The organism is Sphingomonas sp. RIT328 (assembly GCF_000632225.1).
GTDB classification, from domain to species: Bacteria; Pseudomonadota; Alphaproteobacteria; order Sphingomonadales; family Sphingomonadaceae; genus Sphingomonas; species Sphingomonas kyungheensis.
Genome location: NZ_JFYV01000014.1, coordinates 19,757 through 40,206, shown reverse-complemented (window position 1 = coordinate 40,206; position 20,450 = coordinate 19,757). Strand labels below are relative to the sequence as shown.

The following is a 20,450-nucleotide window of genomic DNA, read 5'->3' as shown; positions in this document are numbered from 1 at the left end:
AGCATCCGTAGCCCTCGTGCGTCATAAAAACACAACATAAGAGGGGTTTCGATACATGGCCGGATGTCGCCATCTGTTCACCGCCGTCAGCCTGGCGGCCCTCGCCACGATGACGATCGCATCGCCTGCCGTCGCGCAACAGCGTCCGGTTCGTATCGCCATCAAGGCGCAATCGCTCGGCCAGGCGCTCCGCATGTTCGGGCGGCAGGCGCATATCCAGCTCGCCTTTGACGAAGCGCTGCTCGGCACGCGCACCGCCCCCCCGCTCGTCGGCAGCATGACCGTCGAGACAGGGCTGGACCGGCTGTTGCAAGGCAGCGGGCTCGCCGTCGCGCGGACGCCGCAGGGCGTCTATGTCATCAGCCGCGCCGCGGGCCTGGTGCCGGCCGCGTTGACCGCACAGAGCGATACGATCGGCCCGGTCGATGCGCAGGCCGATCGTCAGGACGATCCGAGCCCGGATGGCGAGGATGTCGTCGTCACCGGATCGCGCATCCGCTCGAAGAACCTCGTCGAGACCGCACCGGTGACCAGCGTCGGCCAGGCCGAGATCAAGCTGCAATCTGCGTTCAGCGTGCAGGAGGTGCTCAACCGCGTACCCGCGATCAAGAACAGCGACACCAATCTGTCGAACGGCAATGGTCGCCAGCAATTCGATTTTCACGGCCTCGGCACCAACCGCACGCTGACGCTGATCGACGGTCAGCGGATCGGCGTGACCGAAGGGATCGACGCGTCGGTGATACCGGTCGGGCTGATCGAGCGCGTCGACCTGCTCACCGGCGGCGCTTCCGCGGTCTATGGCTCGGATGCGATCGGCGGAGTCGTCAACTTCATCCTGCGCAAGGATTTCGAAGGGCTCAACGCCAATATCAACTACGGCTTCTACAACGCCGACAATCGCGACAACATCGCCGCCCAGGCGGCACGCAATTCGGGTTTCGCCGTGCCGACCGGCGCGCGCAACGACGGCGGCCGGTTCGACGCCAATATCAGCATCGGCCACAATTTCGCCGGCGGTCGCGGCAATATCGCGCTGTTCGGGGCGTACAGCCAAGTCGAGCCGGTGCTCGCCACCTCGCGCTCCTTTTCGGTCTGTCCGATCACGCTGTCGGGCCAGACCGTGGTCTGCGCCTCCCCCTCGTCGGCGACACCGGCCGGTTATTTTCAGGCGCTGTCCGGCCCCGCCCAGACCGGCGCCATCTTCACCAATGCCGCCGACGGCGCGCGCGCCTTTGCCCCGTATACCGGCACCAACGGCTATAACTACAACGACGCTTTCTATTTCCAGCGTCAGAATACCCGCTACAACGGCGCGGTCTTCCTAAACTACGAAGTGTCGCCGGCGATCCAGCTCTACGCCAACGGCCTGTATCTCCGGTCGGACGCCACCAGCCAGTCGGCACCGGCGACGATCCAACCCGGGTCGGTGGCGTACAGCATCAATTGCGACAATCCGCTGCTGTCTGCGCAGCAGGCGCAATCGCTGTGCGGCACGGCGGCGGGCACCGCGACCAGCGTCACCACGGACGTGCGCTATCGCTTCAGCGCGCCGCAGATCACCCGTTCCCGCAACGAGATCTATCGCGGCGTCGCCGGCGTCCGCGGCGATCTCGGCAGCGCTTGGCATTATGACGTCGGCGGGGTCTATTCGACGACCCTGTATCGCCAGCGCCAGCTCAATCGCGTCGATCCGGTCAAAGTCGCCAACGCCTTGCAGGTGGTGGACGTCAATGGCGTCGCGACTTGCGCCGCAGCGGCGAGCAATCCCGGCTGCGTCCCGCTCGATATCTTCACCACCGCCGGGCCGAGCGCCGCGGCGATCGACTATGTCTCCTATGCCGAAGGCGGCGGGCTGTTCCGTGAACGCTACGAACAATGGGTCGGCAATGCCAATATCACCGGTGACCTCGGCGAATATGGCATCCGCAGCCCGTTCTCGAGCAAGGGGGTGAATGTCGCGCTCGGCACCGAATATCGCAGGAACACCTATCGCTCCAACCCGGACGCCGCTTATACCGCAGCCTTCGGATCGACGGCCAATAGCCTGTCGAACCACGCCTTCGACATCTATGGCGAGATCAACGTGCCGCTGGTCAGCGACCGGCCGTTCGTCCGCGATCTGAGCTTCGGCGCGGCGATCCGCGGCTCCAATTATTCCGGCGTCGACAAGATGCGCTCGACCTACAAGATCGACGGCAGCTGGCGCCCGGTCGAGGACCTGCTCCTGCGCGCCAGCTACAACAAGGCGACGCGCGCGCCGAGCATCTACGAACTCTCGTCCAACGCCTCGGTCAGCTACGGCACGCTCGACGCCAATACATTGGGCGATCCGTGCGCCGGTGCGACGCCATCCGCCAGCCTCGCCGTCTGCCAGAGAAGCGGCGTGACCGCCGCGCAATATGGCACGATCCCGCAATGTCCCGACAATCTCTGCACCGTCCGCAACGGCTCGCAGGGTCTCGTCACCCCGGAGATCGCCCATACCTATACTTATGGTCTGGTGGTGACGCCGCACTGGCTGCGTGGCCTGTCGCTCACCGCCGATTATTACAGCATCCAGATCGAAAACGGCATCGGCTATTATCGCGCGATCGATTTCCTGCAGACCTGCGCCAACACGGGCTACGACTTCTTCTGCGGCCAGCTCGTCCGCAATGCCGACGGCAGCCTGTTCAGCAACACGGGATCGACGAGCGGTTACATCAATCAGGGCTACAGCAATCTCGGCAAGACCAACGCGCGCGGCTTCAACTTCTCGGCCAATTACGATCGGCGGCTCGGCGGCTGGGCGAAACTGTCGACCAGCTATGTCGCGACGTTGCAGACCGCCAAGGGCGGCGACCTCGGCCTGCCGGACACAGACTTCAACGTCGTCGGCCTGTTCGGCCCCTATGCCGGCCAGGGCTACCGCCGCTACCAGCATAATGTCCGCGTAACGCTCGCCTCGCCGGACAGCGCGAAGACGCAGGGGCTGGTGTCGCTCAACTGGCGGCACAATTCGGGGCTCAAGAATTCACGGCTCGACGGCAATCCGATCTTCGGCGCCGACGATGCGAGCGTTCCCGACGCATACAAATATCTGCCGGCCTATGATCTGTTCGATCTCAGCACCAGCGTTACCGTATCGCGCAGCCTGACGCTGCGCGTCGTCGTCAACAATATCTTCAACACCAATCCGCCGGTGCGGCCCAGCCCGCCGCTCGAAGCGGCGGAGCGGGTCAACACCTCGCCGTCGGTCTATGACGCGCTCGGCCGATCGATCAACATGGGGGCGACACTCAATTTCTGATGATCCTCACCCCGCCGCCGCACCGGCCGATGCGTCGCGACGCGAGTTGCTCGTCGGGGGCGGTGCGGCCTTCCTGCTCGGCCTGACCGCCGTGGACGAGGCGGCGCAGGCCGGCGAGCCCGCCGGGCGGCGCGGGCATCGGCTGGTCGCCACCACGCCCGCCAGCGAGTGGCTGCTCGGCCACCCGGTCGGCAACGGCCGGATCGGCGCGATGATGGGCGGCGCCGTCGCGCAGGAGGTGATCGCGCTCAATCACGACAGCCTGTGGTCGGGCCAGCCGGCGGAGCGGCCCGACCATGACGGCCGCGCCGCACTCGCCGCGGTGCGCGACGCGGTCTTCGCCGGCGATCCGCGCGCGGCCGACCGGCTGAGCAAGCGCCTGCAAGGCGCCTTCAGCCAGAGCTATGCGCCGATGGCGAACCTGCTGCTCGACCTGTCGCACGATGCGCCGGTCAGCGACTATCGCCGCGAACTCGATCTCGACCGCGGCATCGCCACCGTCTCCTACCGCTGCGCCGGTACGACGTTTCGCCGCGAGCTGTTCGCCTCGCATCCCGATCAGATCCTCGTCCTGCGCCTCACCGCCGATCGCGCCGGCGCGCTCGACGGCCGGATCGCGCTGGCGACGCTGTTGCAGGGCGAGGCGGTCGCGCAGGACGACCGCGTGACGCTCACCGGCAAGGCGCCGACACGCTGCGCGCCGGACTATCGCGACGTCGCCGATCCGGTCGCCTATTCGGACCGGCCCGGCCACGGCATGGCCTTTGCGACGATCCTGTCGGTCGAGACCAAGGGCGGCCGCGTCGCGAGCCGGGGCGATGCGCTGCACGTCACCGGCGCCGATGCCATCGTCATCCGCATCGCCGCGGCGACCGGCTTCCGCGGTTTCGACCGCATGCCCGACACGCCCGCCGCGACCGTCGTCGCCGAGGCGACGCGCGTCCTGGCGGCCGGCGGCAGACCGTTCGCGACGCTGCGCACGCGCCATCTGCGCGATCATCAGGCGCTCTACCGGCGCACCGCGCTGGCGTTGACCGATGCGGCGGACGATGCGGAGGCGGCGCAGGTCGAGCGGCTGTTCCACCTCGGCCGCTATCTGCTGATCGCCGCCTCGCGCGCCGGGACGATGCCCGCCAACCTGCAAGGCCTGTGGAACGCGAAGCTGCGGCCGCCGTGGAGCTGCAACTACACCACCAACATCAACGTGCAGATGAATTACTGGCCGGCGGAAAGCTGCAATCTCTCCGAATGCCACCTGCCGCTGATCGATCATATTGAGCGGCTCGCCGTCAATGGCGCGCACACCGCGCGCACGCTCTATGGGCTGCCCGGCTGGTGCGTCCATCACAACAGCGATCTGTGGGCGATGACCAACCCGGTCGGCGAAGGCGCGGGCGGCCCCAATTGGGCGAACTGGCCGATGGGCGGGGCGTGGCTCGCCCGCCATGTCTGGGACCATTATCAGTTCACCGGCGACCGCCGCTTCCTCGCCGAGCGCGGCTTCCCGCTGCTGCGCGGCTGCGCCGACTTTTGCGCGGCATGGCTGGCCGCGGATCCGGCCGGCGCGCGGCTGACCACCGCACCGTCGATCTCGCCGGAGAACCTGTTCGTCGTCGCGCCCGGCCAGACCGCGGCGATCAGCGCGGGCTGCACGATGGACCTCGCGCTGATCCGCGAGCTGTTCCGGCATTGCATCGCCGCGGCCGCGCTGGTCGGCGACACCAGCGATCTCGCCCCGCGGCTGACCGCGCTGCTCGACCGGTTGGAGCCCTATCGGGTCGGCCGCTACGGCCAGTTGCAGGAATGGTCGCAAGATTATGCGGAGCAGGACCCCGGCCACCGCCACGTCTCGCATCTCTACCCGCTCTATCCCGGCGCCGAGCTGACGCCGCAGCGCACGCCGACGCTGGCGACCGCGGGCGCCGTGTCGCTCGCACGACGCGAGGCGCATGGCGGATCGAGCACGGGCTGGAGCCGTGCCTGGGCGACGGCGATCTGGGCGCGGCTCGGCCGGCGCGAGGATACCGCCCGGTCGCTGACCGCCTTCCTCGGCCATGCGGTCGCCGCCAATCTGCTCGACACGCATCCGATGCAGCCGCGGCCCGTCTTCCAGATCGACGGCAATTTCGGCATCACCGCCGCCATCGCCGAGATGCTGCTGCAGAGCCACGACGATGTCGTCGCGCTGCTGCCGGCAATGCCGGCGGGCTGGCGATCGGGCAATGTCACCGGCCTGCGCGCACGCGGCGGCCATACCGTCGACATCGCGTGGCAGCCGGCCGCGATCCACGCCACGGTGACGGCAGGCAGCGATGCGCTCGTCCTGCGCGCGCCGCCGGGCTTCGCCGTGGCGATGATCCGACAGGGTCACCGCCGCTGCGACTTCGGGCGCGATGACGGCGTTACCCGCGTGCGCACGCGGCGCTGGCTGCGTTATGCGATCACCCTGCGTCCTGTGCCGCCCGCTCCGGCGACCGCGGCCTGACCGACCCTCCCTTCAGGACCTTTCATGCCGATCCTATCGCGTCGCACCCTCATGGCCTCGGGCCTCGCCAGCGCGGGCATCAGCCTCGCCCAGGCGTCACCGCCTGGGCCGGCCGCCCCGGCCCCCTACGGTGCGACGCCCTCGCCCCGCCAGCTCGCCTGGCACCGGCGCGAGCAATATGCCTTCGTCCACTTTTCGATCAACACCTTCACCAATCGCGAATGGGGCTATGGCGACGAAAGCCCGGCGCTGTTCGACCCCACCGACTTTTCGGCCGATCAGATCGTCGATGCGGCCAAGGCGGGCGGCTTGCGCGGCCTCATCCTCACCGCCAAACACCATGATGGCTTCTGCCTGTGGCCGACCCGGCTTACCGAGCATTGCGTGCTCAACAGCCCGTTCCGCGGCGGCAAGGGCGACGTCGTCCGCGAATTCGAACGGGCCTGCCGCCGGGCTGGGCTCGCCTTCGGCCTGTATCTGTCGCCATGGGACCGTAATCATGCCGATTATGGCCGGCCCGCCTATATCGATTATTACCGGCGACAGATCGTCGAGCTCTGCACCCGCTACGGCCCGCTGTTCGAATTCTGGTTCGACGGCGCCAATGGCGGCGACGGCTATTATGGCGGCGCGCGCGAGACGCGGAAGATCGACGCCGAGGCCTATTACAATTGGCCCGAGATCGTCGCGCTGGTGCATCGCCATCAGCCGATGGCCTGCACCTTCGAACCGCTCGGATCGGATGCGCGCTGGGTCGGCAATGAGGATGGCGTCGCCGGCGATCCCTGCTGGCCGACCATGCCGAACCACAAGCCGAGCCAGGCGGAGGGTAATGCCGGGCTGCGCGACGGCCCGCTCTGGTGGCCGGCAGAGACCAATACCTCGATCCGGCCGGGCTGGTTCTACCATGAAGACGAGGATTCGAAGGTCAAGGATCCGCAGCGGCTGGTGCGGCTGTACGACGAGTCCGTCGCGCGCGGCACCAATCTGATCCTCAACCTGCCGCCCGACCGGCGCGGCCGGCTCGCCGACAGCGATTGCGCGGTGCTGCGGTCGTTCGGCGATGCGCAGCGCGCCACCTTCGCGAACGATCTCGCCCGGGGTGCCGTCGCGCAGGCCGACCATGTCCGTGGCAGCGCCTATGCCGCGGCGCGGGTGCTGGACGGCGATCCGAGCAGCTATTGGTCGACGCCCGATGCCGTCCATACGCCATCGCTGGTCCTCGAGCTGCCGCCCGGACGCGCCTTCGACCTGATCCGCTTGCGCGAATTTCTGCCGCTCGGCGTGCGCGTCACCCGCTTCGCGATCGATCTCGACCACGGCAGCGGCTGGGGCGAGGTCGCCGCAGGTGCCTGTATCGCCGCGCAACGCATCGTCCGCCTGCCCGCGCCCGTACAGGCCCGTCGCCTCCGCCTGCGCATCACCGAAGCGCCGGCATGTCCCGCGATCAGCGAGATCGCCCTGTTCCGGCAGGTGCCCCCACTGCCGGTCGCGCGCCCTGCCGCGCCCGATCAGAACGCGGTCTCACCGGCGGAGTGGACGCTGGTGTCGAGTTCCGCGCCGGATGTGCAGGCGCTGTTCGACGCGGATGCCGGGACGGTCTGGCGGATGCCGGTGTCGGGCGGCCCGGCAGAGGCGGCGGTCACGCTTCGCTTCCATACCGCGCAGCGCCTCGCCGGCTTCATCCTGACGCCTTCACGCGCCGTCATGGACGATGCCGCGCCGCCCAAACGCTATACGGTCGAGGCCAGTCCCGACGGCAGCAGGTGGCATCCGCTCGCAGACGGCGAGTTTTCCAATATCGTCAACGCACTGTCACCGCAGCATATTGCCTTCGCGTCCGGTGCGGCTGTGACATGGCTGCGCTTCGTCTTCCACCAGACCGCACGGCCCGCCGGCGCTATCGCGATCGCCGATCTTTCCATCCTGAGGCGTTGAGCGTGGGGTCTCGCCGCTGTGTGACCGTGACGGTGACGGTGACGGTGACGGTCGCATGGCGGCGCAACCATTCTCCTGCATCGACCTGACGTCTCGGCTCTCCGCGAGGCGCGGCCAGCCTATGGCTGGTCCATAAGGTGCGCCCCCCCCGGCGCCCCGGCGCAGGTTCGGGAAGACCCCACCAAGGTCCGGGCGAAAGAAACCTCGTCGAGATATCGCGATGACCCGTCTGTCGACAGACGCTACGGGCAGGTGATCGTGCTGACCACCCGCTTCGAGACGGAGAACGACGCGCCAGCCAGGCGAAGCAATCCGATACAGGATCGCACGCTGACAGGCGTTCGGCTTGGATCGACGAGGCAACGGCCAAATCATCGTGCACATTGCGCCCGGAGGCTGGAATGGGCCGCGGTCAATCCGGCGTCGCCGGCCGTGCCGCGCGCCGGTCGTCACAGGTGCGGTCATGCGGCTTACGACGGCAGCAGGCTGGCCCTCAGGAGCCACCACCCATGGCGATCGCGCGTGGGGGAGCAGACACCCGTCCCGTGCGTTCTGCCAGCGTAACGACAGGAGTCGGATGTGATTGTGAAATTGGGTCAGTTATCGATAGTCGCCTTGCTCCTGGCGGGATGCAGCATCAGCGTCGCCCCCGACAATCAAACGACGAGCGCCACTACGGGCGCATCCGCGGCCGCCGCGCAATGGACCAAAGAGACGCGCGAGCAGTTGCGCCAGGCGATCGACGCGCGGGCGGCGCACGGGCTCGACCAGATGGCATTCGCCAGCAACGCAGGTGACGAGGCCGGCGTAACGCAGCAGGCGCTCGCCTATGCCGCCGCGCTGGCGCGCGGCGCCACCGATCCGACCAAATTATACGAGGTGTATACGGTGCCGCGGCCCAATCCCGACCTGCGCGCCGGGCTGGCCAATGCGCTGCGCGCCAACGACGTGAAAGGCTGGCTCGCCAGCCTCGCGCCAGCCGATCAGAATTACACGCGCCTGTCGAAAGCCTATCTCGCGCTGCGCCAGCAGCCCGGCACGCCGACCCCCGCGATCCCCGTCAATGGCGAGGCGATCAAGCCCGGCGCGGTCGATCCGCGCGTCGCGACGATCGCGCGTGAACTGGTGGTCCTCGACTATCTCGATCAGCGATCGGCGCAGGGCGATCGATATACGCCGGCGATGGCCAAGGCGGTGCAGCAGATGCAGGCCGATTACGGCATGAAGCCCGACGGCGTCATCGGCAGCGCGGTGCTCGCGATCCTCAACATGTCCGATACCGATCGCGCGCGCGCCATTGCGATCGCGATGGAAAGACTGCGCTGGCTCGAACGGACACCGCCCGCGACGCGGATCGACGTCAATCTCGCGGCGGCACGGTTGACCTATTGGCGTGACGGCAAGATCGCCGACAGCCGCAAGGTCGTGGTGGGCGAACCCGACCGCGAGACGCCGCAACTCGGCTCGCCGATCTTCCGCCTCGTCGCCAACCCGACCTGGACGATCCCGCGCTCGATCGAGGGTGAGACGGCGGCGAAGGGCGCGGCCTATCTCAAGGCCAACAATATCGCGCGCAAGGACGGCTGGTTGGTGCAGCAGCCGGGGCCGAAGAATTCGCTCGGCCTCGTCAAGTTCGACATGCTCAACGACCAGGCGATCTACCTGCACGACACGCCCGCCAAGCAGCTGTTCGCGATGATCCAGCGGCAGCGCAGTCACGGCTGCGTGCGCGTCGACGACGCGCTCGGTTTCGCTGAAATCCTCGCGCATGACGAGGGCGTGACCGATCAATGGCATCAGGCACGCGCCACCGGCAAGGAGACGTTCGTCAAGCTGCCCAAGCAGATACCGGTGCGGATGCTCTACCAGACGGTGCTGTTCGACGATGCCGGCGAACCGATCGTGCGCAACGATCCCTATGGCTGGGATGACCGGGTCGGCGCGGCGCTGGGCTTCAAGGCGGGCAAGGCGCTACGCGTCGAGACCCGCGCCAGCGACGAGGGGCCGTGAGCCGCCCGTCGCGCGTCGTGCATCCGGGAACGGATAGCGCGACGCGTCGCTGCCTTGACGACGATGGCGTCGCGCAGCGATCCGCGCGGTCGATCCCGTAAGGGCAAGGGGTGCGATGTTCACGAGCGAAAGCGGCTGGATCCACCTTGCGACCAATGCCGTCGAGATCGTCGGCACCGCGATCATCGTCGTCGGCGCGTTCGCCACGCTGGGGGCGTTCCCTCATCGGGATGATCAAAGGCGCGACCGACCGGGCAGTATTGATCGCCGATTTCCGATCGGGACTTGGCCGGTCGATCCTGCTCGGTCTGGAATTTCTTGTCGCGGCGGACATCATCAATACAGTGGCGGTCGAGCCGACATTGGAGAGCCTCTTGGTCCTCGCCGGCATCGTCCTGATCCGGACTTTCCTGAGTTTTTCGCTCGAAGTCGAAATAGACGGGCGGTGGCCGTGGCAGAAACGCCGGTCGGCCCAAGCGACGCCCTCTGCCGGCGACGCGGAAGACTGATCGGACGCATCCGCGAGCCCGCCCGCTTGCCCCGCCCTGCATGCACGCAGGTGGAGCAGCAGCGGGAGCGGCTGCTGGGGTGAGGCCGGGCACTCGGAACGCACGAAAGCCCCGGGCCGTGGGACCTGGGGCATTGGTGGTGGTTTGGGATGGTTGCGGGGACATGCAGCCGCCTTAACTTGTTGGTTGGAAGTTGCTGGCGGGCGACATAGATTCCTCAAGCTTCCGTGGGCGGCCGCCGATAAACATCGCGAGTTCTCTCGTCCGTAGATCACATGCTACCAAACAAGTGAGCGATCCTCGAACAATCCGGGTGCGCCGGCGTGTAGCCACCGTAGCGATAAGGCGTGGTCGCCGCCTGCCGCATCCCGGTCGGCAGGAGCGCGAGCCAGTCGGCATGGATCGCGCTCCGGATCGCCGCACCGTGCCACGACGCGATGCTTTGCCCGAAGCGCGCATTGTGCTTCCAGCCGCGCGTAGTAATCAGCAGATGGACGTGGGGGCGGATCAACCACCCGCCGGTAGCGTCACGCTGCGCGTGAATCGCCCACGCCACAGCAGGCCCTCGCCGCACGAGCGTATCGCGTGCAAAGGCACGCACCTTCGGCACCCACTCCGGCTCCGACAGGTCATCGGGCAAGGTGAGAACGATATGCCAGGCTCGCACCGCGTCTGGGGCGGTGCTTTCACACACGGCGTCGACCTCGCGCCAGATCCGTCCGGGTTCCGAGGCCCACGCCGGATGACTGGACGGCAACTCCAGCCCGCACGCCACCAGATCGCCGCGGTGACGATAGTCGATGACGCCGCGGGTATCATCTCCGCACTCACGGTTGATGTAGACGTAATTGGCATAGGCACCTGCGTGGGTCGCGCGACGATCGCCGGACATGGCGATCAGCCCGCGCCCCGAGATCGGGCGAATGCTGATCGGGCGGCGGTCGTGCAGGGGTAGGTTGGTCATGGCGTTCATGGTCAAGATCCTTGTCTGGAGGGTGTCAGCGGATCGGCACGTCGCCGCGTGCGCGGCGACGCTCGGCGAGGTCGCGCAGCGCGACGCGTGCGGGATGCGCGTGATCGTCGAAGGCGGCGTGGAGGTCGGCCCACATCGCCCAGGCGGTCTCCGCCTCGTTGACGAGTTCGCGCTCGGTCTGGTCCGGATCAGGCAGGAAGCAGGCAGGCAGTTCGGGCTGGCACTCGGCGGCACAGCGGCAGAAGCACGGCACGCCGGGAGCGACGCCGCGACGGTGCCGCCCCAGGCGACGAGCAGCGCGCGCACCGTGACGCTCAACCGCGATCTTCACGATCAGGGGCTGGTCAGCGGCGCCGATGTCGCCGATGCGGAGACGGTGCTCGCGCAGGCGCAGTCCGACGTCGCGAGCTATACGACGCAGGTGGCGCAGGATCAGAATGCGCTCGAGCTGCTCGTCGGCCACCGGCTCGCCGACGACGCCCTGCCTGCTTCGCTCGCCGAGCTCGACACCGGCATCGCGACGCCGGGGGCCGGCCTGTCGTCGGCGGTGCTGCTGTCGCGGCCCGACGTGGTCGAGGCGGAGCATCAGTTAAGGGCCGCACATTACGATATCGGAGCAGCGCGCGCGGCCTTTTTCCCGACCATCTCGCTGACCAGCCTGTTGGGATTCGCCTCGACCGCGCTCACCAGCCTGTTCTCCGGCGGGGCGAGCCTGTGGTCTGGCAGCGCGAGTGCGAGCGTGCCGCTGCTCGGCGGCACCAATCGCGGTAATCTGGCTTATGCCGAGGCGCAGCGCGATTATTATTTCGCGACCTATCGCAAGGCCGCACAGAGCGCCTATCGCGACGTCGCCGATGCGCTGGCGCGGCGCGGCACGATCGATCGGCAGCGTCAGGCGCAACAGCGACTGGTGACCGCCGCAGACCGCAGCTATGCGATCGCCGACGCGCGCTATCGCGAAGGGGTCGACAGTTTCCTGACCGCGCTCGTCGCACAGGGCACCCTCTACGCTGCCCGGCAGACGCAGACCGCGACGATGCTGGCCGATCTGTCCAATCGCATCGCCCTGTATCAGGCCATCGGCGCGGATGAAACGCTGGCGAATGCCGGCGAAATGGCGCATCGGTGACGATCGTTCCGTTGCTGCAGGACGATGCCGTGCCTTTCGACCGACCCGCGGCGCATCTGCTGATCGCCGACGACGATCCTGACATTCGTGACCTTGTCCGCGCGCAGCTGATTCGGGAGGGCTATCGTGTGTCGGCAGTCGGCGATGTCGCGGGGATCCGCACGGCGTTGGATACGGGCGGCATAGACCTGCTGGTGCTCGATCTCGGCCTGCCCGACGGTGATGGATTGCAACTGTGCCGACAGTTGCGGCAGGATGGGCATGAAGGCCCGATCATCATGGTCACCGCGCGCGACGCCGCGATCGACCGCGTGCTCGGCCTCGAGCTCGGCGCGGATGACTATCTGACCAAGCCGTTCGAGCCACGCGAATTGACGGCGCGCATCCGCAATCTGTTGCGTCGCGCGCCACGTGGGCCCGAGCAGCCCGCGCTCGCCCGGTTCGGGACGTGGCGGCTCGATCTGGTCAAGCGGCGGCTGCTGGCGGCGGACGATAGCGTGGTGATGCTGTCGACCAGCGAGTTCGACATCCTGTCTCGGCTGGTTCAGGCGGCCGGCCAGCCGGTCGCGCGTGAGGCCCTGATGCCCGCGCGTGCGGCCACCGCCGCATTCGACCGGACGATCGACAATCAGATCAGCCGGTTGCGCGGCAAGCTCGCCCCCGATGGCGAGCAGCTGATCCTGACCGCCCGCGGCCAGGGCTATCTGCTCGCCGCGACGGTCCGCTTCGCATGATCCTGCCGCGGCGGATCGTCGATTCTCTCGCGCTGCGCATCGCCCTGTTGCTGTCTGCCGGAATGCTCCTTGCCGTTGCTGCCTCGCTGCTGATCGCGCAGCGGCTGCGCGAGGCGGACTTCCTTCGCTTCCAGGATGCCCGCGTCCTCGCCAGCGCCCAGGACATTGCGCTGCGCCTCCGTCGCGCGCCCGCTTCGACGATCGACGCCATGGCCCGCGACGAGATCATCGGTGCGCGGCTGTTCGCACAGACGGTGCCGTCGCCAGTCGACGCCATGCTCACAGCCGAATTGCGGCAGCGGCTTGGCGGCGGCACGCCGATGCGGCTCGGTCATGCCGATCGTACCACCTGCCGGTCGCTCGATCCGTTCCTCCATCATTCGCGCACCGCCGGCTTCGGCCGGCCTGTGGCGTCGGACTGCTGGCTGCTGACCACGATCGCGGGCGGGCGTCGGCTGTCCGTATCACTCGATCTGCCGATCCTGCCCAAGCCGCCGAGCGTGCTCGCCGACCCGGTGTTCGTTGCGCTGCTCTGCCTGACCTGCCTGTCGCTATCGCTGGTCGCGGGCCGCGTCGCGACCCGGCCGCTGCGGCGATTGACGCAGGCCGCCCGGGCGTTTGCCGGCTCGATCGACGCCGAACCAGTTGCAGAACGGGGGCCGGCCGATGTCCGCGAGGCGCTGGCCACGTTCAACCTGATGCAACGTCGGGTGCGCAGCGGGGTGCGGGAGCGGACGCGATTGCTCGCAGCGATCGGCCATGATCTGCAGACGCCGCTCACCCGCTTGCGGCTTCGGCTGGAAGAGGTTGCGGACGAATCACTGCGCGCGCGTTTGGTCGATGACCTTTCGGCAACGCTGCGCATGGTGCGGCGTGGTCTCGACCTTGCCCGGAGCGGTGAGAGCCACGAGCCCTGGGCGATGGTCGATCTCGACTCGCTGCTGTCGAGCATCGCCGACGATGCCAGCGCCTATGGTCATGCGGTGCGGATGACCGCGGGATGCCGAGCGCGTGTCCGCGCCAAACCCGACGCCTTGACCCGCTGCCTCGGCAATCTCGTCGACAATGCGATCAAATATGCCGGTGGTGCCGAGCTGTCGTGCCGGCGGCACGGCGACCAGCTGATCGTTCAGGTCCGCGACCATGGTCCCGGGATCGCACCCGAGCTGTTGCCGCGCGCGTTCGAGCCGTTCGTGCGCGGTGACACGGCGGCCGACGGCAGCGGCATCGGCCTGGCGATCGCCCGGGCGCAGGCCGCGGCAGTTGGCGGAACCTTGGAGTTGCGCAACCACCCGAGTGGCGGGCTAGAGGCGACGATCGCCTTGCCCGCGCTTATCCGCTGATGCCGATATCGAAGTGCCCCTCGTCGCTCTGTTCCGTCCTCGCCATGAACGTGCCCATCGGGAAGGGCGGCTGGTAGAGCCCCGCGCGGCGGTTTGCGCCGAGGTCTAATGGGGTCTCGGGCCAATAGGCATCGAGTTGCTCAATAGCTTCCATCAACGGCGGCGCCTTGTATGTGGCTTGGATGGATAACGAGTGTCACCATCGTTACGGAACGCTGAGGCGATCGAGATCGTCTTCGACCCCGCCCGCACTGACTTCCGCGCACTGCTCGAGTTCTTCTTTCAAATCCACGACCCAACGACGATAAACCGGCAGGGCAACGACCGTGGTGCGAGCTATCGCTCCGCGATCTTCCACACGAATGACGTTCAGAAGGCCGTCGCCGAGGATACCATCGCGGACGTCGAGGCGTCGGGGCTATGGCCGGGCAAGGTCGTCACTGAGGTGTCCCCAGCAGGCGAGTTCTGGGAAGCCGAGCCGGAACATCAGGATTATCTCAAGCGAAGACCCAACGGATACACGTGCCACTTCATCCGGCCAAAATGGAAACTGTCACGGCGTACGACCGCTGGTGCGAACGAGATCGCAAAGTTGTGACTGCAATCAAAACGGAGCGCGCCCCGACGCGGCGCTAGAACCACTTGCACCGGTTCAATGCACTTTTCCCCGTTCTATATTTCCGCTACCCCCATATCAAATGAGCAAGCTAGACGACCTTTGTAAGATCGCGCCGCTGCTTAAGGTCTTCCGACCTAAAAATATGGCTCGGTATAATTCCCTGCAGGCCGATACAAATATCGGCTACCGTGGTTGCGTTGTTTCAGGTGGCTGATCCGCTGGTGAGGCCGCGTCCGGCAAACCGACTCTGATCTCGACACGCCTGTTCCTGGCGCGCCCTTCCGGATCGTCGGATCCGTCGAGATGGCGGTTCGGCGCGACCGGACGCGCCTCGCCCAGCGCGATGACCGTTATCCGATCGGCGGCAACGCCCTTCTTCAGCAGGTAGTCGCGTGCGGCCTCCGCCCGTCGTCGCGACGACAGAAGATTGGCCGCATCCGACCCGCTGGAATCGCTGTGACCCCAGATTGTAATCGGGCCACCCAGGCGCAGGACGGGATCGGCGAGCATTTCGTCGAGACGGGCCATGCCCGCCGGATCGGCTACATACCCCTTGGCGGGAAACGCGATGGTCAGCTCGACCGGCTTGGCGGGCGGCGTGGGAGACGGGGACGGCCCAATATCCGGTCGGATGATCGACTTGGGCGCCTCCTCGATATTCCCCTCGACCTGATCGTTGCCCGGCGGAGGTGCGTCCTCGACGGTCTGGGCAAGGGCCGCCGGCGCTGCCGCGGTGTCGTTCGCCGGCATGCCGGCAGGCTGACAGGCGGTGATGCCGAGGCAGAGCAAGGTCGCCGCGCTGATCCGCCGCGCCCGGCTGTTCCATTGCGATACCATCATGCGACACTCACTCCAGCTTGAATGGACGGACTAGCGTTGGGGTCGCCATGCCGCGAGGGTCCGTAGGACACGACGACGTCACCGCTTTGCGGCGTCGGGCGGGCGGCATGGGTGAAGAAGCGGATGCGACCGTCCTTGCGGAGGACGAACAGCATGTCCGCTTCATCCGGCAGGATCGAGCGGGCGTCGTCGAACCTGAACTGCTCGCTGATCCGCGTCTTGCGAAAGGTCCATCCGGCCGCCTCGCGCTGGAAGATGTCATCCACCCCATGGCCGGCGGTGAACATCGCCCGTCCGCGCAGGGCTTCGGGCAGACTGCGGCGATCCTCGTCGTCACCGCTCGCCCCCAGTTGATATACCGAATCCCGCCCGATCTCGTGCGCGAACTCGCTGCACACGAGCGCGTTATACGCCTCATTCTCCGTGGTGGCGGCGAGGACTTGGAATTGCGTGAGGTCGAGCCGCTCGTCGGTCGCCTCGGCCAGGATCTCGCCGTGATAGGTGTCGATCGCCGCCTGTCGCGCACTGGCCAGGCGCTGCCAGCTCGTATCGGCGATCATCACCGGCAGGCCCAGGGACTGGAGCTGCCGCGCGAGCGAGACGCTCCACGGGGTGCTGCCGACGATCAGCAGCCCCTTCTGGGTTGCCCCGGTTACCTTCAGCCAGCGTGCGACGTGCCGGATGCTGAAGCCATGGGCGATGATCGTCGCGACGACGACCGCGAAGGAGAGCGTGACCAGGATATTGCCGTTGCCATAGCCGAGCTGCTCGAGCCGCAGCGCGAAGAGGCCGGAGACGGCGACCGCGACGACGCCGCGTGGCGCGATCCAGGCGATCAAAAGCCGCTCGTTCCACGGGATCTTGCTGAACGCCAAGGCCAGCAGGACGGTGGCAGGTCGGACGAGGAGCAGCAGGGCGAGCAGGAAGGCAGCGAAGCGCCACTCGAACGAGCGCAGCACGCTGAAGTCGAGCGACGCGGACAGCAGGACGAAGACGCCGGAAATCAGCAGGACGGTCACGTTCTCCTTGAACGGATGGATATCGCGCAACGAGTCGAGCCGCATGTTGGCGACGGCGACGCCCATCACGGTGACCGCCAGCAGGCCGGTCTCCTGCTGGATGAGGTTAGACAAAGTGAAGGTGCCGATCACGGCGACGAGCAGGACCGGCGCCTTGAGATATTCGGGCACATGCCCCCGCGGAAACGCCCATGCGATGGCGCGCGCCATGCCGTAACCGATCAGGCCGGACACCAACGCCGCGGCGAGCAGCGCCGCGACGACTGAGAGCAGGGTGCCGCCTTCATCGACGCGTCGCAAATATTCGTAGGTGATGACGGCACAGAGCGCGCCGAATGGGTCGTTAACGATCGCCTCCCATTTCAGGATCGCGCGTGGCCGCGGGGCGATGTTGCTTTGACGGAGCAGCGGAATGACCACCGTCGGCCCCGTCACCACGAGGATGCCGGCAAACAGAATCGCGACCGGCCAGACCAGCCCGGCGACGTAGTAGCACGCCAGTGCGCCGAGCAACCAGCCGACCGGTATGCCGATCGTCATCAAGCGGATCACCGCCCCTTCGGTCTTGCGCAATTCCCGAAAATTGAGACTCAGCCCGCCTTCAAAGAGGATCAACGCCACAGCGACCGCGATCATCGGTTCGAGCAATTCGCCGAAGGTTTGTTTGGGGATGATCAGCCCGGTGACCGGGCCGGCAAGGACGCCGGCGGCCAGCATCAGCGCGATGGCCGGCCACCCCGTCCGCCACGCCACCCACTGCGCCCCGATTCCCAGGGCGCCGATCAGCGCGATAACGAGAGACTGTTGTTCCATAGGGTTGTTTAACCGCACCGTGCGGGGAAGGTAACCGGTAACCGGCCTGAGGTGGCTTCGCCCGGAACAACTGCGCCGATGTATCCTCGTCCGGCATGGGATATACGACAGAGGTATCGAACAACAGTGCTGGAAGCCTGCGGTTCAGATCGGCGGATACGCCAAGGACGCAAGCTACGGCAAATGATCTCGAAACAGTGATAAAATTTTATACTTGGTGCCTCTAGCCGCCTCCCCCTTAAAATATCAATTTTTATCCAAGCACCCTCCCCATCCGAGTGTAACGACATCGGCCGCCTCACCACTTGGTCCGCAGCGTCACCCCATAGGTGCGCGGGTCGCCAAGGGTACCGGTTATTGCGCCGGTGTTGGCGGCACCGATCGACAGATAATAGACCGAGTTGGTGATGTTGCGGCCCCAAACCTGAATGTCGAAGCGGCCGTCGGGCGCGCGGATGCCGAAGCGGATGTTGGCGAGCGCATAGCCCGGAATGAGCGAATAGCGGCTGAGGCTGGCGCTGGTGTTGCTGCTCGATCGGTAGTTGTAGTCGGCGCCGAGATAGACGTCGGTGTCGTGGCCATCGGTCAGGCCGACCGGCGCGCGCAACTCGCCGCCCGCCGAGGCGGCATATTTGGAGACGCCGGGCAGACGCCGGCCGCTGAGGTCGCACAGCGTCTGGCCGGTGATCTCGATCGGGCAGGGCGCGTTGGCGTAGGAGATGTAGCGCGCATCGTCGTAGGTGCCTGAGGCATAGAGCGACAGCCAGCGCGTCGGCGCGGCGCGCAGATCGCCTTCCAAGCCGCGGGTGCGTACCTTGGCGGCATTGGTGAAGAAGCTGACGCCATTGCGCTCGATGTCGACGATCGTCGTCTGATAGTCCTTGACGTCGGTCCAGAAGGCGGCGGCATTGGCGGTGAGGCGGCCGCCCGCCCAGCTCGTCTTGATCCCGGCTTCGTAGCTGTCGATCGTCTCGGGGCGGATCACCGGATTGGCGGCATATTGACCGGTGGTGGTGATGTTGGCGAGGTTGAGCCCGCCGAACTTGTTGCCGCGCGCGTAGGTCAGATAGGCGAGCACCGGGCGCGCCACCTTCCACGACAGCGTCGCCTGACCGGACAGCCGCCCCGCCTCGGTCGACGCCTCGTAGAAATTGGCGACGCCATAGCGGCTGCGGATCGTCTGCGCGGCGGTCTGCTGCGCCGCGGTGAGGCCGGCGAGCGAGGCGCCGGTGGCGGTCTGGTCGAAATAGCCGGACTTTGTCTCGTAGGTGTAGCGCAGCCCGGTGGTGAGATCGACCGCGCCGGTGATGTGCCAGATCGTCTGCGCGAAGGCGGCATAGCTGTCGGTGACGGGGCGCGAATGGCTGACCACGTCATAGCCGTTGAGCGCGGCGGCGCCGACCGCGGCGTTGGTCGTCGGTGCGAGGAACCAGGCGGCGGCCTGGCTGCCGTATCGGTTGACCGCCTCGGCGCGGATCGACTGGTAGAGGTAATAGACGCCGGCGACATAATCGATGCGGCGGCTGCCGGTCGAGGCGACGCGCAGTTCCTGGCTGACCTGCTTCTGCTCGTTGCTCTGGTGGAAGTCGGCGCCGGCGTCGAGCGGCGTGCTGTCGCCGTCATTGTGCGGATACCAGTTCCAGGCGCGATAGGCGGTGACCGAGGTCAGCATCGCCGCGCCGAGGTCGAGATCGGTGGTGACGTTGATGCCGTGCTGGTTCATCCGGTAACGCGGATTGGCGTCGACGTCGGTGGTGCGCAGCCCCGCATCCGCCGCGACCGGGACATAACCGAGCCGCGCGGCACGATCGTAATAGTTGTTCGCGAACAGAGTGCCGTTGTCGTAAGTGCGGATCGCGCCGAGCAGGATCGAATTGGCGGTGAACGAACTCTGCCGCCCCCAGTCGGCGATCAGCCGCAGCTTGAGCCGGTCGGTCGGCTGGTAGAGCAATTGCCCGCGCAGGTTGAGATCGTGGAAGCTCTGGCCGTAGCGGCCATCGTAGCGATTGTAGGTGAAGCCGTCGCGGTCGGTCTTCGACACGAACAGCCGGCCGGCGAGCGTATCGGTGATCGGCCCGGTCAGATAGGCGTGGAGTTGGCGGAAGTCGTAATTGCCGAGCGAGGCGTCGCCGCCCGCCTCGACATCGAAGCTCGGCGCCTTGGTCGCGACGACGATCGCGCCCGCCGAGGTATTCTTGCCGAACAGCGTTCCCTGCGGGCCGCGCAGCACCTCGATCGTGTCGAGATCGGCGAGGTCGAACACGCTCTGGCCCGGCCGCGCGAGATAGACGCCGTCGAGATAGACGCCGACCGCCGGTTCGAGCCCGTCGTTGTACACCGCGACGTTGTTGCCGAGCCCCCGGATGTTGATGCTGGTGTTGCGCGGATTGGTGTTGGTGATGACGAGGCTGGGGGTGAGCTGCTGCAGGTCGCGCAGATTGTAGGTGCGCGTCGCCTCGATCTGCGCCGCGCCGAAGGCGGTAATCGCGATCGGCACGTCCTGACTCTTCTCCTGCCGCCGGCGCGCGGTGACGAAGATGTCGCCGGTCGATCCGCTGTCGCCGTCCGCCTGCTGCTGCGGATCGGCGGCCGTCTCCTGCGCCGGCGCCGAGACGGGCGCGGCAGGCAGGGCGGCGCCGGCGAGCAACAGCGGGGCGAGGGCGGGGAGCGGCATGAGCGGTTCTTCCATGATGGCCCGGACGGGCGGTCGACCGCTTTGGGTAGGGAGCGCCGCGCCGGCTCGGAA

The 20,450-nt window shown here is 67.0% G+C and carries 15 protein-coding genes; 9 read left to right on the top strand and 6 right to left on the bottom strand.

Annotated features, from left to right (window positions below):
• Positions 1–55: 55 nt before the first annotated feature.
• From BW41_RS08405 to BW41_RS20065, 5 genes are all read left to right on the top strand, one after another.
• Positions 56–3,292 carry a TonB-dependent receptor gene (locus BW41_RS08405; protein WP_037533591.1) on the top strand — a complete coding sequence of 1,079 codons (3,237 nt, stop codon included), beginning with the start codon at positions 56–58 and terminating at the stop codon, positions 3,290–3,292.
• Between the two features lie 46 nt (positions 3,293–3,338).
• Complete coding sequence (locus BW41_RS08400) at positions 3,339–5,777, top strand: glycoside hydrolase family 95 protein (protein WP_051583357.1); 2,439 nt, start codon at positions 3,339–3,341, stop codon at positions 5,775–5,777.
• A 24-nt stretch (positions 5,778–5,801) separates the two neighbouring features.
• Positions 5,802–7,715 carry an alpha-L-fucosidase gene (locus BW41_RS08395; RefSeq protein ID WP_037533589.1) on the top strand — a complete coding sequence of 638 codons (1,914 nt, stop codon included), beginning with the start codon at positions 5,802–5,804 and terminating at the stop codon, positions 7,713–7,715.
• A 615-nt stretch (positions 7,716–8,330) separates the two neighbouring features.
• Positions 8,331–9,725 carry a L,D-transpeptidase family protein gene (locus BW41_RS08390; protein ID WP_235199702.1) on the top strand — a complete coding sequence of 465 codons (1,395 nt, stop codon included), beginning with the start codon at positions 8,331–8,333 and terminating at the stop codon, positions 9,723–9,725.
• 230 nt (positions 9,726–9,955) lie between these two features.
• Positions 9,956–10,234 carry a DUF1622 domain-containing protein gene (locus BW41_RS20065; RefSeq protein ID WP_235199701.1) on the top strand — a complete coding sequence of 93 codons (279 nt, stop codon included), beginning with the start codon at positions 9,956–9,958 and terminating at the stop codon, positions 10,232–10,234.
• Positions 10,235–10,505: 271 nt separating this feature from the next.
• Here BW41_RS20065 and BW41_RS20060 read toward each other — a convergent pair whose 3' ends face one another.
• Together BW41_RS20060 and BW41_RS21785 are read right to left on the bottom strand one after the other, a co-directional pair.
• Complete coding sequence (locus BW41_RS20060; RefSeq protein WP_051583356.1) at positions 10,506–11,207, bottom strand: MobA/MobL family protein; 702 nt, start codon at positions 11,205–11,207, stop codon at positions 10,506–10,508.
• 25 nt (positions 11,208–11,232) lie between these two features.
• Positions 11,233–11,538: a hypothetical protein gene (locus BW41_RS21785; RefSeq protein ID WP_235199700.1), complete on the bottom strand. Its 306-nt coding sequence runs from the start codon at positions 11,536–11,538 to the stop codon at positions 11,233–11,235.
• On the opposite strand from BW41_RS21785, the gene BW41_RS08370 reads away from it, so the two are divergent.
• From BW41_RS08370 to BW41_RS08360, 3 genes are read left to right on the top strand one after another with little or no spacing between them, the layout of a single operon-like run.
• On the top strand, positions 11,515–12,336 hold the full coding sequence (locus BW41_RS08370; RefSeq protein WP_235199699.1) for a TolC family protein: 822 nt from the start codon (positions 11,515–11,517) through the stop codon (positions 12,334–12,336). The two genes, BW41_RS21785 and BW41_RS08370, sit on opposite strands and share 24 nt — an antisense overlap.
• 2 nt (positions 12,337–12,338) lie before the next feature.
• The gene (locus BW41_RS08365) at positions 12,339–13,070 is read left to right on the top strand and encodes a response regulator transcription factor (protein WP_235199703.1); all 732 of its coding nucleotides are present in this window, start codon (positions 12,339–12,341) and stop codon (positions 13,068–13,070) included.
• Positions 13,067–14,413, top strand: coding sequence for an ATP-binding protein (locus tag BW41_RS08360; protein WP_037533582.1), 1,347 nt, complete (start codon positions 13,067–13,069; stop codon positions 14,411–14,413). The genes BW41_RS08365 and BW41_RS08360 overlap by 4 nt, the downstream gene beginning before the upstream one ends.
• Here BW41_RS08360 and BW41_RS21205 read toward each other — a convergent pair.
• Positions 14,403–14,567, bottom strand: a complete 165-nt coding sequence (locus BW41_RS21205; protein WP_153810793.1) for a hypothetical protein — start codon at positions 14,565–14,567, stop codon at positions 14,403–14,405. The two genes, BW41_RS08360 and BW41_RS21205, sit on opposite strands and share 11 nt — an antisense overlap.
• Positions 14,568–14,606: 39 nt before the next feature.
• On the opposite strand from BW41_RS21205, the gene msrA reads away from it, so the two are divergent.
• Positions 14,607–15,011 carry a peptide-methionine (S)-S-oxide reductase MsrA gene (gene msrA / locus BW41_RS08355; protein WP_081792985.1) on the top strand — a complete coding sequence of 135 codons (405 nt, stop codon included), beginning with the start codon at positions 14,607–14,609 and terminating at the stop codon, positions 15,009–15,011.
• 204 nt (positions 15,012–15,215) lie between these two features.
• On the opposite strand, the gene BW41_RS08350 is transcribed toward msrA, so the two are convergent.
• The 3 genes from BW41_RS08350 to BW41_RS08340 all read right to left on the bottom strand — a co-directional run bounded on the left by BW41_RS08350 (position 15,216) and on the right by BW41_RS08340 (position 20,378).
• Positions 15,216–15,872, bottom strand: a complete 657-nt coding sequence (locus tag BW41_RS08350) for an OmpA family protein (RefSeq protein ID WP_051583354.1) — start codon at positions 15,870–15,872, stop codon at positions 15,216–15,218.
• Positions 15,869–17,704, bottom strand: coding sequence for a cation:proton antiporter (locus tag BW41_RS08345; RefSeq protein ID WP_037533578.1), 1,836 nt, complete (start codon positions 17,702–17,704; stop codon positions 15,869–15,871). The genes BW41_RS08350 and BW41_RS08345 overlap by 4 nt, the downstream gene beginning before the upstream one ends.
• A gap of 298 nt (positions 17,705–18,002) precedes the next feature.
• Positions 18,003–20,378: a TonB-dependent receptor gene (locus BW41_RS08340; RefSeq protein WP_037533639.1), complete on the bottom strand. Its 2,376-nt coding sequence runs from the start codon at positions 20,376–20,378 to the stop codon at positions 18,003–18,005.
• Between the last annotated feature and the right edge of the window lie 72 nt (positions 20,379–20,450).

Coding starts and splice junctions, on each gene's coding strand:
- BW41_RS08405 (WP_037533591.1), top strand. CDS start 56: ATGGCCGGATGTCGCCATCTGTTCACCGCCGTCAGCCTGGCGGCCCTC.
- BW41_RS08395 (WP_037533589.1), top strand. CDS start 5,802: ATGCCGATCCTATCGCGTCGCACCCTCATGGCCTCGGGCCTCGCCAGC.
- BW41_RS20065 (WP_235199701.1), top strand. CDS start 9,956: ATGATCAAAGGCGCGACCGACCGGGCAGTATTGATCGCCGATTTCCGA.
- BW41_RS20060 (WP_051583356.1), bottom strand. CDS start 11,207: ATGAACGCCATGACCAACCTACCCCTGCACGACCGCCGCCCGATCAGC.
- BW41_RS08360 (WP_037533582.1), top strand. CDS start 13,067: ATGATCCTGCCGCGGCGGATCGTCGATTCTCTCGCGCTGCGCATCGCC.
- BW41_RS21205 (WP_153810793.1), bottom strand. CDS start 14,567: ATGGAAGCTATTGAGCAACTCGATGCCTATTGGCCCGAGACCCCATTA.
- BW41_RS08350 (WP_051583354.1), bottom strand. CDS start 15,872: ATGATGGTATCGCAATGGAACAGCCGGGCGCGGCGGATCAGCGCGGCG.
- BW41_RS08345 (WP_037533578.1), bottom strand. CDS start 17,704: ATGGAACAACAGTCTCTCGTTATCGCGCTGATCGGCGCCCTGGGAATC.
- BW41_RS08340 (WP_037533639.1), bottom strand. CDS start 20,378: ATGCCGCTCCCCGCCCTCGCCCCGCTGTTGCTCGCCGGCGCCGCCCTG.